Origin of the sequence: Streptomyces zagrosensis, assembly GCF_014203645.1 — a bacterium.
Classification (GTDB): Bacteria; Actinomycetota; Actinomycetes; order Streptomycetales; family Streptomycetaceae; genus Streptomyces; species Streptomyces zagrosensis.
Map to the genome: position 1 here is coordinate 40233 of NZ_JACHJL010000018.1, position 13651 is coordinate 53883.

Sequence of the window (13651 nt, forward strand, 5' to 3'; positions counted from 1 at the left end):
CTGATCGACCGCCGCCGCCCGTCCACCACGGTCATAGCCGGCCATGGGCACCGTGGACCAGCGCCTCACTGGGCGGGCGGAGCGCCCTTCGCATGCTCGGCACACAGGCACGCCATGCCCGTCTCGATCCACTCCTGGCCGGCCCACTGCGGGTGTCGCTTGAGCACCTGAACGGTGGTTGACCCGGCCGCGCCGCGCCCGCTGTGGCGTACGGGATGTCCCATGGCACCTTTCGCCGGCGGCAGGCCCCAGCCGCTCGCCGAGGGGCCCAGGGCGCGTCGCAGGAAAGTCCGATACAAGCGGGGCGGCCCCGCCGCACCCGCTGTCTTCAGGCAGCGCACGGGGTGGGGCCGGCTCGGCCCGGCGGGCAGCTCGTAGGGCGTTAAGACCTGTGCGGCGGTCGGGTGCGGACGGGGGCGGGGCGCGCCTCGCCGGGGGTTTGTTCGAAGCGGTCGCGGAAGACCCGGGTGAAGTGCGCCTGGCTCGCAAAGCCCCACCGGTGAGCGATGTCGGCGATCGTCAGATGAAGGGCTTGGGGATCGGCGAGCTGCTCGCGAGCCTTCACCAGCCGTTGTTCAAGGATGTATCGCGACGGGCTCACGCCGGACGGTGCGAAGATCCGGCTGAGGTGTCGGGTGGACACCCCGACCGCCTCCGCGACGTGCTCGGCACATAGCCGGGGATCGGACAGCTGCCGGTCGGCGTAGTCCTTGGCCACGGCCAATTGCGATGGCCTGGCGAGCGGTGCGACACGCTCACCCAGCCGCGGCGCGGCCAGCGACCGCACCAGATCCAACACGGTGGCTTCCGTGCTCACCGGATCACCGGCCCCGCCTCCAGCGGCCCAATCGGTGAGCACCGACCGCAACGAGGAGACCAGCACGCCCTCGGCCGCCGAATCCCGGCCGAAAACCATCGGCGCGAAGACGCCGCCGGCGGCGCACCGCTCGGTGAACACCTCGCCCGGAATGTCCACCAGCAGTTGGCGCATGGTGCAAGGAAACCCGAAGAGATAAGACCGGCGGGTGTCATAAAGCACCAGGTCACCGGCGCGCAGGGTAAGGCAGCCGGCGCCATGGAAGAAGACGGCCTGGCCGGTGACCAGCAAGGTGGCGAACACCGAGTCCTTGGGAAGGGCCCGACAGGTCCCGGGGGTTCGCTCGATCACATGCTCGTTGCCCGCGATGTCGGCCAGCCGCAGACCACCCAACGGGACGTTGGTTTGGGTGGCCAGCAGACCCTGCTCGGAGTAGGGCGAACAGGTCAGCCCGACCAGGGCCTTTCGGTTGTACTCCTCCCAATAGTCCACCCGGTCCGCAGGGTCGATGGACTGTGTGGACAGATGGGAGACGGCGGGGACGGTGTGTACGGTCATCTGGGCCTCCTTGCCGATCCGCGTACCCGTGGCGGAAAAACGTACTGAGATCCGCTGGGTTCCGCCACGGTGGGGCCTCGCTCCCGTTGGCTGCGGGGAACGGATGCCACGCCGCGTGGAGCGGTCTGACCGAAATCCGCTGGGTAAGCCGGGAAGGCCGAGTAAGTCGAGCAAGGGTCCCGTGCTGACCATGCGGTCCCGACCTGGGGGCGCAGCGTACCTCGGGGCGGTCCGGTGGGCCGAGTGCTTATGGCGCGGTGGGCGGTGCCGGTCAGACGGCCAGGTAGCCGCCATCGACCGGCAGGATGGCGCCGTTGACGTACGCGGCGGCCTGCGAACAAAGGAACGCGATCACCGCCGCAACCTCGCTGGGCCGACCGAACCGGCCCAGTGGGACCCGGGTCAGCGCGGCCTGTGCGGCGGCCGGGTCATCGAGCACACCGCGGGCGAGCGCGGTGGCGACGAAGCCCGGCGCTACGGCGTTCACCCGGATGTCTTCGGGGGCGTACTCGGCCGCCAGGGATCGGGTCAATTGGGAGATACCGCCCTTGCTTGCGCTGTAGGCGGGCCGGTCCCGGCTGCCGAAGAAGCCGAACATCGACGAGACGGTGACGATGCTCCCGCCGCCTCGCGCGAGCAGGGGACGCGCTGCCTGGCAGGCGGTCATGGCGGAACTGAGGTTGACGGCCAGCACATGGTCCCACGACGTACGGTCGTACTCCTCGCGGTCGCGACTGACGCCGGCGCAGGTGACCAGGTGGTCGAGGCGACCGCACGCCTCGATCTGACGGACGAGCCCGTCGCGGTCCGTGACGTCCTGCTCCGCAATGTGAACCCGTGCGTGCCCAGGGAGTTCGTCGGGGGCGGACGGCAGTAGGCCGAGTACGCGCACCTGGGCGCCGAGATCGGCGAAGAGCATCGCCGTCGCGGCACCGATGCCGGAGGTCCCTCCGGTGATCAGCACGCTGCGGCCTGCGAAGGCGTGCGGTGCGAAGCCAGTGGTCATCTCGTAGCCTCCGTTTCATTGGTGGCCGCTTGGGGCGACCTGGCCGCGGTGAGGTGCGGGGCGACCAGGATCTTGACCTGGTCGCCGGCGCCGTTCAGTAGCGCTTCGAAGCCGTCCGTGACCACGTCGGCGAGCGCGACGGTCGAGGTGACGACGGGTGTCAGGTCGATGCCGCGCTCCGCGATCAGTCGGATGAGCTCGGGGTAGGTGTCGCGGTAGCCGACGCTGGAGACGATTGACTGTTCGTTGTTCACCAGCGCAAAGGCATCCAGGCGGACCTGCTGGGCAAGACCGACCAGGACGACCCGTCCGCCGCGTCGCGTCGCGGCGAGACAGGTGCGAAGGGCAGTCTCGGAGCCGACCACCTCGAACGCGACATCGACGCCTTCCCCGCCGGCCAGTTCGTGGATTTTCGCGGCGGCGTCGATCCCCCCTGCGGCGTCCACCAGGTCGGTGGCGCCGAGCCGCGCGGCGATGGCCAGCCGGGCCGGGGCCACGTCAACGGCGATGATCCGCCGCACGCCGCGTTCGGCGGCCAGCAGCACGGTGAGCAGGCCGACCGGCCCGAGCCCGACCACCGCCACCGTGTCGCCCAGGGAGCCTGCACGCCGCAGTGCGTGCAGGGCGACGGAGGCGGGTTCGAAGAGCGCGGCCTGTTCCAGCGGTACGCAGGCAGGCAACCGGTGCACCATGTAGCGCGGAACCGCGGCGTAATCGGCTAGGCCACCGTCGCCCATCAGGCCGGCGAAGCCGAAGTGCTGGCAGATGTTGTATTCGCCGGCCCGGCAGCGCGGGCACGTACCGCACCGGTAGTTCGGTTCGATGGCCACCGGGTCGCCCACGGCGAGCCCGGTGACCGATGAGCCGAGCGCGGCGACCGTCCCACAAAACTCATGGCCAAGGACGAGCGGTGCCTTGGTCCCGGAGGCCGGATGCGGCGCGGCCACCGGGATGGCGTGCGGCCCGTCGGCGTACTCGTGCAGGTCGCTTCCGCAAATTCCGCAGTAGGCCACCTCGACGAGTACCTCGTGGGGCCGTGGGGTGGGGACGGCTGTTTCCACCACGCGCACGTCCCGGGCTCCGTACCAGATCGCGGCCCTCATGCGTCTACTCCCGCCGTTGCCGTAGGGGAAACGGCGCCGCGCGCCGCGCGCTGTTGCAGCACTCTCGGCGCGGTCTCCCGCAGGCCGAAGGAGAGCAAGACGACGGCGATGGCGCCGCCGGCGGAGATGTACATGGCCGTCTCCAGCCCCCAGGCATCCGAGGCACGGCCAGCGACCAGGGGCGCGAGGAAGCCCCCCGCCAATTCACCGACGCCCATGACCAGGCCGAGCGCGGTGGCCAGCGCGCCGCGAGGCACCGTCTCCGCGGGGATCGTGGCCATGATCAAGGTGAAGCAGCCCAGGCCGGTATAGGTGAGCACGACGACCAGGCCCAGCACCAGTGGATCGGCGATGTACACCACCGCGAGCGGGCACAGCACCGCAATCGAGGTGAACACGATCATGGTGGTCTTGCGGCCGATGCGGTCGGAGATCGCCGGGGTGAGGAAGCCCCACAGCACCCAGGCGACGCCGAAGCACGTCATGACCGCGCTCATGGTGCCCGATGAGTAGCCCTTGACGTCCTGAAGATAAACGGGGGTGAAGGTGATGATGACGACGAACCACGTGAGATAGCAGCAGGCGGCCAGCGTGCACAGGACGATGTTGCGGTGGCCCAGAACCTCCCGTACCGACGCCTTGGGTTCGGCTTGTGCCGCGGGGGCGGCATCGCTGACCTGACCACCACCGGGCGGCACCTCCCGCACCGCCTTGGCGATCCAAGCCGCGATGAGCAGGCCGGGGACGATCGTGATGAGCAGGACCGTCCGCCACCCGAAGTGTTCGGCCACCCACACGACGGACAGCGGGGCGACGATTCCCCCCAGCAGACCGGCCGCGGAGCCCTGCAACAGCCCCATGTTCAGGCCGCGGCGGTGCTCTTGGGAGGCCTCCACCATCAGCGACTGCGACAGCGGCAACACCGCGCCCTCCGCCACCCCCATGAGCGCCCGAGCACCGAGCAGGCCGAGGAAACCGCCCATCAGCCCACCCGCCGCGGAGAAGCACGAGAAGAGCACGACGGCAGCGATCAGGATCGGCTTACGCTTGCCGATCTTGTCCGACAGCCGACCTGCGACCATCCCGGACAGGGCCCAGGTCAGTGCCAATGCCCCGGACAGCGTGCCCAATTGGGTGTGGGACAGATCAAATTCATCGGTGATGAACGGTGCCAAAAAGGACAGCGCCTGGCGGTCGAAGAAGACGAACCCGAAGGCGAGGAACAAGATGAGCAGCAACCGGTTCTCATAGCGGCGGGCTTCGTTGGCTGCTGCCGTTTGGACCACCGGATCTGGCCGGGTACGGGTACGGATCATGGAGACCTCGGGGCGGTGGGAGGAGCCGGGGTCACCGGAACAGGGAGTTGACGTAGTCGGCGCCGATGCCAACCTGCTCGTAGTGCTTGCGGCACATGGCGATGTAGTCGTGCACATCGAAGTAGCCGGCGGTCTCGCCGTTCTCGTCCAGCCAGATCAGCGGGCCCTTGACGATGAAGAACGTCTTCATCGGCTCTCCGCTGTCGTAGGAGACCAGGGTGTGCCCCTCGCCCGGTGCCTCGTAGACGAAGTCGCCGGCGCTCGCTGTCCAGGGCCGCTCAAGGTAGCCCCACTTCCCGGAGATCGTGTACGCGAACACCTCATGCGGGTGGTAGTGCCGGTTGACCAGTCCTGCTTCCTTGGCCCGCAAAATGTCGGCCCAGGAGTTGTCCTTGACGTTGATCCACAGGGGGCGCGAGCCGACGGTCTCGGTGAACGGCACGTAGTACCGGTCGTCGTCGGTGGCCACCTGGGAGAGGTAGACCTCGGGCAGTGCGTCCGGCTTGAAGGAATTCTGTATCGGCTTGAGGTTCGTCCAGAACTCGCCGGTGGCTTCCTCGGGCATGATCGGCTCCCATTCGCTGGTTGATGGCCGAAGTGAACCCCGAGCAGCGAGGGCGCGTCTTTCCCAGGACGGACGTTGCCGTTTGCCCGTTTCGGACACGTCGAAGAGGCAGAGGCAGGGCAGAAGAAGGCGACGGGGAGGAACGGCGCGGTCCTGATCGACGTCGCCCGCGTACGGAGCCTGCTGCCCCGATCGGCGGAAGCCGCCTGTCCAAGCGCGTGCACAGCCACCGGTGGTGCCCGGTGGGTCCCGGGGCGCACCGGCCGGCCCATCACCAGCACCCGGCGCGAGCGGCCTTGAGGCGGCCGGACGCCCAGCAGCCTTGCCCGAGCGCGTGCGCCGCGCCCTCACTGAGCCACTTCAGGCCAGCGATCGCACTGAGCGCACTGCCCCGGGAAGCCGTGCCCTACAGGGTCACACCGGTATCGGTTGCCCGAGCCGTGCCCTGGGTGGGGATCGTGGTCTGGGCAATGAGGCGGCGTCTTCGCGACCAGGCAGCATCGCCGCGGATGCCCGATCGTGCGATGCCTGTGCCTGTGCCTGTGCCTGTGCCGGGGCCTGCGCCGGGCTCACCGGGCGACGCGGGCGTCTCATCGCTTGCCCGTTTCGTCCCCGCGGGCAGGCCCTGCTCGCGCAGTTGGCGGCAGATGCTCTCCAAAACGGCGGTGTGGGGGTTCGCGCGGTGCGATGTCGGCCAGACGATGGCGAAGGTGCACGGCTCCAGATCCACCACGGGCCGATAGCGGATGTCCGGTCGGGGGAATAGCTCCGTCGCGACGGCTGGCAGAAAGGCGATCGCTCCGTCGAAGGACACGGCGGACAGCAGGGAGTCAATGCGGCGCACCTGATGATCGGTGTAGCTGACCGGTGTGCCGTCGGGCCGGGGGTCCGTGGCCCAAAAGCTGCGCTCGTCGTGGGATACATCGGGAGCCAGACCGACCACCGCGCGGTCCGCGAGGTCGGCGAGCCGCAGCGTCGGCCGGTCGGCCAGTGGATCGGAGCTGGACAGGCACACCACGCGCGGCTCGGTGGTGAGCGGCTCCGCGTGACAACCAGCTGGCACGGGCAGGTAGACGAAGGCTGCATCCACCTTCCCCATGGCCAAAGCGGTCGATTGTTCGGCCATGTCGAGTACCTTCAACTCCACCTTCACGTCGGGGTGTTGAGCGGTGATCGCGGTGACCACCTGGTGGGTGGCCTCCAGCGCGGCGGACCAGCCGGCCAGCCCCAGCCGCAGTGCCACTGCGTCATCATCGGCCGAGAAGCAGCGCGCCGCATCGCGCAGTTCGTCTGCCGCTCCCACCACATTCCGCACGCGGGGAAGCAGGGCCTGGCCCATCGGAGTCAGCTCCACCCTCCGGCTGGTACGAGTGAACAACCGTACTCCGAGACGCTGTTCAAGGGAGCGGATCTGCTGGCTGAGGGCAGGCTGGGTGATATAGAGCCGTGCGGCTGCGCGGCCGAAGTGCAACTCTTCGGCCAACGTCAGCAGCGATCTCAGTTGATAAACCGCCGGACCGTCTAAGCCGGCCATGGTCGGTGCCCCCCGTCGATGCACAGCCGACTCCTTCATCCATCAGGCATCTTAATCGGTGGGCGATTGCGCGGCCCCTCCTATACCAGTCAAGCTAACGTTTGTTTGCACAGACTTGCGGCGCCTCCCCCTGCCCTCGGCCGCCTGGCCGAAAATCGATCTGGCACGATATTTGCCCCGCCGGGGCCTCACTCACCCCACGAAGGAGTTTCCCCCGAATATTCCTTGGTCCAGCGGCAACGTTCTCCTCGAATCAGCGACAGTCGATGTCGGATCGCCGCTGCTGAAGGACCTTGTGTGCCAACGGCCCGAGAATGACACCGCGACCGTTTTCGCCCCGCGCTAAACCGACTCCCCCACCGCGCGCTGACCGATCGTCGCAGCCCGACGAGGATCGACGAGCATGCACAAACCACGCGCCGGCCGGGCGAAAGACGCGAAGGAGAAGAGGGGAAAATGCCAACGCCACCGAACATCGCGCCCGAATCAAAAACTATCGAAGTGCGGCAGGCCCGGCCGCGTTTCCCTGTATGCGTGGGTCGATCGGGAGCGTTGGGCATCGGTGTGAGAGGGACGTCTTCCTCGGGAAAGATGAGGGAATGGATACGTGGGCGGACGCACCGCGATCGCTGCCCCGACGCAACTGCGGGGGACCAAGCGCAGGGTGCAGCGCGGCAGGCGGAACTGGGGCGGGGCGCAATCCGCGCCGCATGGACCGTAATCCAGCAGGCACATACGTGGACCGTAACCCAGCGGACAAAGATGCAGCGCGGTACCGAACACGAGAAATCGTCCCAATGCGTGGTGCCGGCTCCTGCTGAAAAGCCAGCGCAGCAACGCACGATGCTCGGCACACTCCCCGGCCTTGGTGAGCAGCTCCCATGGGGCTTCCCCCAGTCACTGTGCGCCGACAAATGGCACCCTTTCCCGCCGAGTACCCGGATCACTAGCGGCTCGAACAGGCATGTTTTCGGTGATATGAGCGGAGTCTTCGATGATGCGATGGCCGCTCATGGGCAGTCTTCGGCGGGTGTGATCAGCACGTCGCACGGGGCGCCACTTGACCTCTTCGAGTCGGACGACGCCTCTGGCAGTACGAACCACCTGAAGAAGCGACACATATGTGGGATGACCTACTCCTTGACATTCGAACAACGCAAGGAGGCGGTCCGCCCCGACCAGAAGACAAGCACACTGTTCCACCGGCTACACCACTTCGTGTTCGATGGCGCAGCAGCGCGACGCTGCGGCGCGTCATCCCGACGTCAGTTACGCAAAGAACCCCAAGCGACGGCGTACCAGGCCAATCCGCGTAGCAATGCGGGGAGCCGGGTGGTCGCCGAGACATTCCCTCCAGGCGATACGTCTTGCGACGTACCTTCAGCCGCCAGGCCCGCGAAAGTCCGGGCTCCAGCTCTTGCGGGCTGGGAACGGTTGGCTGACGCCGTGGCATGGGCTGGCGCTCGACGACGCCGTCCACCGACACTGGCCAAGCGCTGGTATGTCGAGCTGCTTCGGGCCTCGATCGTCTGGCGCGACGGCAACCTCCGTAATGTCGTCGTCGTTCCTACCCGCCGCCAAGGCGTAGCACCGCACAGACTCCCAGATAGGACATGGCACGTCATGACGCATTCCACATCCCAGGTCGACACGTTCCGACACATCCCACTTCAACCCTTCGGCCGAGTGGTCGAGGCCCCGTCCGGTGACGCCCGTATCACCGATATTCCAGTAACCGCCCTCACACGCTGGACCGAGGAGTCCCGCGTCCTGGTGCTGCGTGGCTTCGAGCTGATGGGGAAGGAGGAATTCGCCGACTACTGCCGGCTGTGGGGGGAGATACTGAAATGGGAGCCGGGGGAGGTCATCGACCTGATAGTCGAGGAAAATCCGCGGAACTACCTCTTCGCCAGTGGTGATGTGCCATTCCACTGGGATGGCGCGTTCGTGGAGGCCGACCCCCGTTACTTCTTCTTCCAGTGCTTGGACGCCACACCGGGCGTTGGCGGAGAGACCGTCTTCTCAGACACCACGGCCGTCTATCGGGATGCCCCTGTCGAAGAGCGCGAACGGTGGGCGGAGCTCAGCCTGACCTATACGACGGAGAAGATGGTGCACTACGGCGGCGAGACCACCGAAAAGCTTGTCGCGCAACACCCCGCCACCGCTGTCCCCGTATTGCGCTTCGCCGAGCCGCTGGACCCCTCGGTCTACAAGAATCCGGTACACGTCAGCGTTGATGGCGTCGAAGAAGCGGAGGCTGGAACATTCCTCGCCTCGTTGGCTGAGCGGCTGCATCGTCCGGAGTATTGCTACGCGCACGACTGGCGTAAGGGCGACATCCTGATCGCTGACAATTTCGCACTGGTGCACGGGCGTAATGCCTTCAACGGGCCGACCACCCGTCATCTTCAGCGGGTCGAGGTCATCTGACACATCCCGGCAGAACCGTTCGGGGACGGTACCTAGCACATACAGATGGAGCGAAGGTATGAGTATTGGCATCGTCGGCACCGGGATCGCCGGTCTGCACTTGGCGCTGAGACTCCAGCAGTTCGGCATCGACGCCACGTTGTACACAGCCCAAGACCCGGACGGCATACGCAGCGGGCCGCCGTTGAACTTCGTCACTCGTTTCGGCTCCACCCGAGAACGCGAAGGAATGCTTGGCCTGACCCAATGGGCGTCAAGCTTGTACGACAACCCGTGGATGCACGTCTGCGTCGAAGGCCCCGACGGGTACGCGTTTCGCGGGGAGCTGCCCAAACCGGCCAGCTCCATCGACTTTCGGATGTATCTCGCCACGCTGCTGGAGGAGTACCAGCGGCGTGGCGGAGAACCGGTGCTGCGCCCGGTGGCCGACCGGGACGATCTCGTCCGGCTGGCCTCACACCACGAACTGCTGGTTGTCGCGGCTGGCCGGGGGGCGCTTACCGATACCTTCGCGCGTGATCCGGCCCGCTCGCCCTTCCAATCCGCGCCGCGGCATCTCGTCGGCGGCCTCTTCCACGGAGTCCGGCCCCCGGACCCCGTGGGCATGACCATGCACATGGTCCCGGGCGCCGGCGAGATCCACGCCCCGACCTACCACTCGTTCAGCGGCCAGGTGACCGCCGTGCTGGTGGAGGCAGTGCCGGACGGTCCGTTCAGTGCCGTCACGGACCAGGACTATCGGGGGGACCCGGACCGGTTCACCGCGGACGTGCTACGCCTGATCACCACGCACGTACCCGACCTGCGTACCAGGGTGGAGGAGCGCGAGTTCGTCCTCACCCGCCCGGTGGACCTCATGCGCGGCGCGGTGGTGCCGGTGGTTCGCCGCGGCTGGGCGCAACTGGCCGACAACGCGTACGCGCTGGCAGTGGGGGACGCCTGGATCACCAATGACCCCCTCACCGCTCAGGGTGCCAACCTCGGCTCCAGGCTGGCCTTTCACCTGGCGGACGCGCTACGCGAGTACACCGGGGCGCACGACGAGACGTTTTGCCGCACCGTCTCCGAGCAACTGTGGACCCTCGCCCAACCCGTCGTGGACTGGGCCAACCTGTTCATCGGTCCGCCCGCACCGCAGATCGGCACCCTGCTGGCCGCCGCCGCGACCGACCAGCGGGTAGCGGACGCCTTCGTCGCCCGCCTCGATCACCCCGAGGCCATGTGGCATGGCATCAGCAGCGTGCAACGTACCGACGAGTTCATCGCCCAGGCGCGGTCAGTGAGGAGCGGAGTATGAGCGTAAAAGTCGGCCTTATCTGGGACGCGGTCGGTTCGGTCGAGGCCGGGCGGGGGCTGCTCCAGATCGCGCGCCAGGCGAACCTGGACACCTTCTTGATCTTCGACCACCTGATGAACGTCTTTCCCCGGCAGGCATGGGACACCCACTTCAGCCACCTAGCTGCGGACATGCCCACCCCTGACCGCTGCCTCGATTACGCCACCGTGCTCGGTAACTTCGCCCCGGACGCGGGCCCGGTACGGCTCGCGGTAGGGGTCACCGACCCCCACCGCCGTCACCCGGCGGTGCTGGCGCAGACCGCACTCACCCTCGCCCAGCTCACCGAGCAAGCACCCATCTTGGGTATCGGCACCGGAGCGCTGGAAAACCTCGTACCCTACGGCGTCCCACACGACCGCCAGGTGAGCAGGGTCGAGGAAGCGCTGCACCTGCTGCGGCTGTTCCTCTCCGGTGAGGGGCCGCACGACTTCCGCGGTACCTACTTCACGCTCGACCAGGCGCTCATGGGACTGCCGGCGCCCGAGGGCCGAACGCCACTGCTGTGGCTGGGGGCGAACCGCCACCGGATGCTGACGTTGGCCGGCCGTTTCGCCGATGGCTGGCTACCCTCCGAGCTGATGTCCCCGGACGAGTACGCCCGGCGACTGGCAGTGGTGCGCTCGGCCGCCGCGGAAGCCGGCCGGGACCCGGACGCCATCATTGCCGCGGGGGGCCTTCCGATCGTGGTGGCGCAGACCGACGCGGCTGCCCACGACCTTCTACAGGCCACCCCGATCCGCTACCAGGCCCTCCTCGCAAGCGACCACGCATGGCGTAAACACGGCCTCACCCACCCCTTTGGAGAAAACCACCGAGGACTGGCGGAACTCCTGCCGCACCTGCTCACACGCGAGGAGGTGGAACGGGCACTGGCCAAGGTGCCCGACGAGGTGGTCGCCGACCAGGTCATCGTCGGCAGCCGGGAAACGGTGCTGAAGCGGATCGAGGAACTCATCGATGCGGGCATGCAACACCCCATGTTGATCCCCGCATCGGCCTTGGCCTCGCCGGAGGCCGCACATTTTGCGGTGGAGTCCATTGGCTGGCTGGCTGCCCGACTCCGGTCCGGGGCGAGCGACACGGAGGTGCCAGCATGACGAGCGTAGGCATCATCGGCTCGGGAATCTCCGGCCTGCAACTGGCGCTGCGCCTCCAGCAACTAGGTGTGCCGGCGACGGTGTACTCCGAGCACGATATCGACGCCCTCAAGGCCGGGCGGCCCCGCAACTTCCCCGCCCGGTTCGGACACACCCAGCAGCGCGAGCGGGAACTGGGCGTATTCGACTGGCCCTCCCCCGACGCCCAGGTGTGGCAGTGGGCGGTCACCGTACACACCGACGACCCGGCACCCCTGGAGTTTCTCGCCGATCTGCAACCCCCCTCCAGCGTGGTGGACTTCCGGATCTACCTTCCGCACCTGCTGGCCGCTTTCGTTGACCGTGGCGGCGAGTTGGTGATCGGGGACCCCCCGATCCAAGAACTCGGGTCGCGCCACGACCTGCTGGTCGTGGCGAAGGGCACCCGATCGATGCGGTGGTTGTTCCCGGTGGACGCCAGCCGTTCGCCGTACACCGCACCGCAGCGCGTGCTGTGCTCCGGGCTGTACTTCGGCATCGGGGAGGAGGCGCCGCACTCGGTTGACCTCTCCTTCTTGCCCGGGGCGGGGGAGATTTGGCGGATGCCGTTCTACACCCCCGCGGGGCGAGCGGACGTCATCTCCTTCGAGGCGATACCGGGCGGCCCGCTGGAGGCCATCAGCCACGTTGACATCGCATCCGACCCGGCCGCCTTTCACCGCAACGTTTTGGACCTACTCGCCGTCCACACCCCGGCCCTGCGCAGCCGCATCGATACCACCGCGTTCTCGCTCATCGCACCCGGCGAGGTGGTGCAGGGGGCGATCACACCGGTGGTCCGCCAGAGTTGGGGACGGCTTGACGACGGCACGTGCGCGTTGGCCATCGGAGACGCCTGGATCACCAACGACCCGCTGACCGCCCAAGGCGCCAACCTCGGCTCCCACACGGCCTTTCAACTAGCCGCACTCATAGCCGACGCGGCCCAAGGGCCGCTGGACGAGGTGTTTTGCCGCGACGCCTCCGCACAGCTGTGGGAACACGCTCGCCACGTCGTGGAGTGGAGCAATGCGTTCCTCGCAGAACCGCCGCCGCACGTCATCGCGCTGTTCCAGCGGGCCGCGGTGGACAAACGCGTCGCCGACGCCTTCATCAGCAACTTCAATGACCCGGTCGCCATGTGGCGAACGCTGTCCACGCCGGACGGCGTGGCCGCCTTCGTCGACAACTGCGCGGGGGCCGCGACATCGTCCGCCGGCCTCGGTGGCGGCTAATACGCCCCCCGCAGCGGTTGTCCTGTGGTGACGCTCACGATCTTCCGTAGAGGAGCATGATGACCTTCCCGGACATGACTCGCGAGGAGACGGGACGCCTGATCCCGGAGGCCGCACAGACTGCGGTATGGCTGCTCGGCGGGCTGGCACAAATACGCGTGCCCGGCGAGCTGACGAGGAACTCTTTCACCGTTGTCCAACACACCGGCAACCGCGGCTACACCACGCCCCTGCACAGCCACGACTACGAGGACGAGTTCTTCCTCGTCCTCGACGGCACCCTGCGTCTGGTGTGCGACGGACGTGAACACCTAGCCCAGGCCGGCACGACGATGTTCGTGCCGCGGACGTTTACGCACGGTTTCGTGACGCTGTCCGAAAGCGCGCGGTTCCTCACCATCCACTCCACGCCACAGCCCGGTCGCAAGCCCCAATTCGACCTCTTCTTGGACGCGGAGATCCCGCACGCCCCGGCGGCCACGCTGCCCACCGAGGAGGCGGGCGGCCCGACCCTGGACCGCATCATCGAGTTGGGCCCCGCCTACGCGTACCGCTACGCGGGCCCAGCGCCCACCCCGTAAGGGCTGCTGCCCGTCGCTCCCGCGGCGGGCAGCAGACACATCCACCTCG

12 protein-coding genes are annotated in these 13651 nt (G+C 67.6%); 5 read left to right on the plus strand and 7 right to left on the minus strand.

The window, feature by feature from the left end:
- Positions 1 to 65 precede the first annotated feature (65 nt).
- From FHS42_RS27700 to FHS42_RS27730, 7 genes are all read right to left on the minus strand, one after another.
- On the minus strand, positions 66 to 224 hold the full coding sequence (locus tag FHS42_RS27700; protein WP_184576676.1) for a hypothetical protein: 159 nt from the start codon (positions 222 to 224) through the stop codon (positions 66 to 68).
- A gap of 158 nt (positions 225 to 382) precedes the next feature.
- On the minus strand, positions 383 to 1375 hold the full coding sequence (locus tag FHS42_RS27705; RefSeq protein WP_184576677.1) for a helix-turn-helix domain-containing protein: 993 nt from the start codon (positions 1373 to 1375) through the stop codon (positions 383 to 385).
- A 271-nt stretch (positions 1376 to 1646) separates the two neighbouring features.
- Positions 1647 to 2381, minus strand: coding sequence for an SDR family NAD(P)-dependent oxidoreductase (locus FHS42_RS27710; RefSeq protein ID WP_184576679.1), 735 nt, complete (start codon positions 2379 to 2381; stop codon positions 1647 to 1649).
- The gene (locus tag FHS42_RS27715) at positions 2378 to 3484 is read right to left on the minus strand and encodes a 2,3-butanediol dehydrogenase (protein WP_184576681.1); all 1107 of its coding nucleotides are present in this window, start codon (positions 3482 to 3484) and stop codon (positions 2378 to 2380) included. Before FHS42_RS27715 ends, FHS42_RS27710 begins: the two co-directional genes overlap by 4 nt.
- On the minus strand, positions 3481 to 4800 hold the full coding sequence (locus FHS42_RS27720; RefSeq protein WP_184576683.1) for an MFS transporter: 1320 nt from the start codon (positions 4798 to 4800) through the stop codon (positions 3481 to 3483). The genes FHS42_RS27715 and FHS42_RS27720 overlap by 4 nt, the downstream gene beginning before the upstream one ends.
- Before the next feature lie 31 nt (positions 4801 to 4831).
- Positions 4832 to 5365: a 2,4'-dihydroxyacetophenone dioxygenase family protein gene (locus FHS42_RS27725; protein ID WP_184576685.1), complete on the minus strand. Its 534-nt coding sequence runs from the start codon at positions 5363 to 5365 to the stop codon at positions 4832 to 4834.
- A 406-nt stretch (positions 5366 to 5771) separates the two neighbouring features.
- The gene (locus tag FHS42_RS27730) at positions 5772 to 6899 is read right to left on the minus strand and encodes a LysR family transcriptional regulator (protein WP_184576687.1); all 1128 of its coding nucleotides are present in this window, start codon (positions 6897 to 6899) and stop codon (positions 5772 to 5774) included.
- Positions 6900 to 7661: 762 nt separating this feature from the next.
- On the opposite strand from FHS42_RS27730, the gene FHS42_RS39505 reads away from it, so the two are divergent.
- From FHS42_RS39505 to FHS42_RS27755, 5 genes are read left to right on the plus strand one after another with little or no spacing between them, the layout of a single operon-like run.
- On the plus strand, positions 7662 to 9332 hold the full coding sequence (locus FHS42_RS39505) for an isocyanide synthase family protein (protein ID WP_184576689.1): 1671 nt from the start codon (positions 7662 to 7664) through the stop codon (positions 9330 to 9332).
- Between the two features lie 58 nt (positions 9333 to 9390).
- Positions 9391 to 10629, plus strand: a complete 1239-nt coding sequence (locus FHS42_RS27740) for a styrene monooxygenase/indole monooxygenase family protein (protein WP_184576691.1) — start codon at positions 9391 to 9393, stop codon at positions 10627 to 10629.
- Positions 10626 to 11768, plus strand: a complete 1143-nt coding sequence (locus tag FHS42_RS27745) for an LLM class flavin-dependent oxidoreductase (protein ID WP_184576693.1) — start codon at positions 10626 to 10628, stop codon at positions 11766 to 11768. The genes FHS42_RS27740 and FHS42_RS27745 overlap by 4 nt, the downstream gene beginning before the upstream one ends.
- On the plus strand, positions 11765 to 13021 hold the full coding sequence (locus tag FHS42_RS27750; RefSeq protein ID WP_184576695.1) for a styrene monooxygenase/indole monooxygenase family protein: 1257 nt from the start codon (positions 11765 to 11767) through the stop codon (positions 13019 to 13021). The genes FHS42_RS27745 and FHS42_RS27750 overlap by 4 nt, the downstream gene beginning before the upstream one ends.
- A gap of 56 nt (positions 13022 to 13077) precedes the next feature.
- Positions 13078 to 13602, plus strand: a complete 525-nt coding sequence (locus tag FHS42_RS27755; RefSeq protein WP_184576697.1) for a cupin domain-containing protein — start codon at positions 13078 to 13080, stop codon at positions 13600 to 13602.
- Positions 13603 to 13651: the final 49 nt, after the last annotated feature.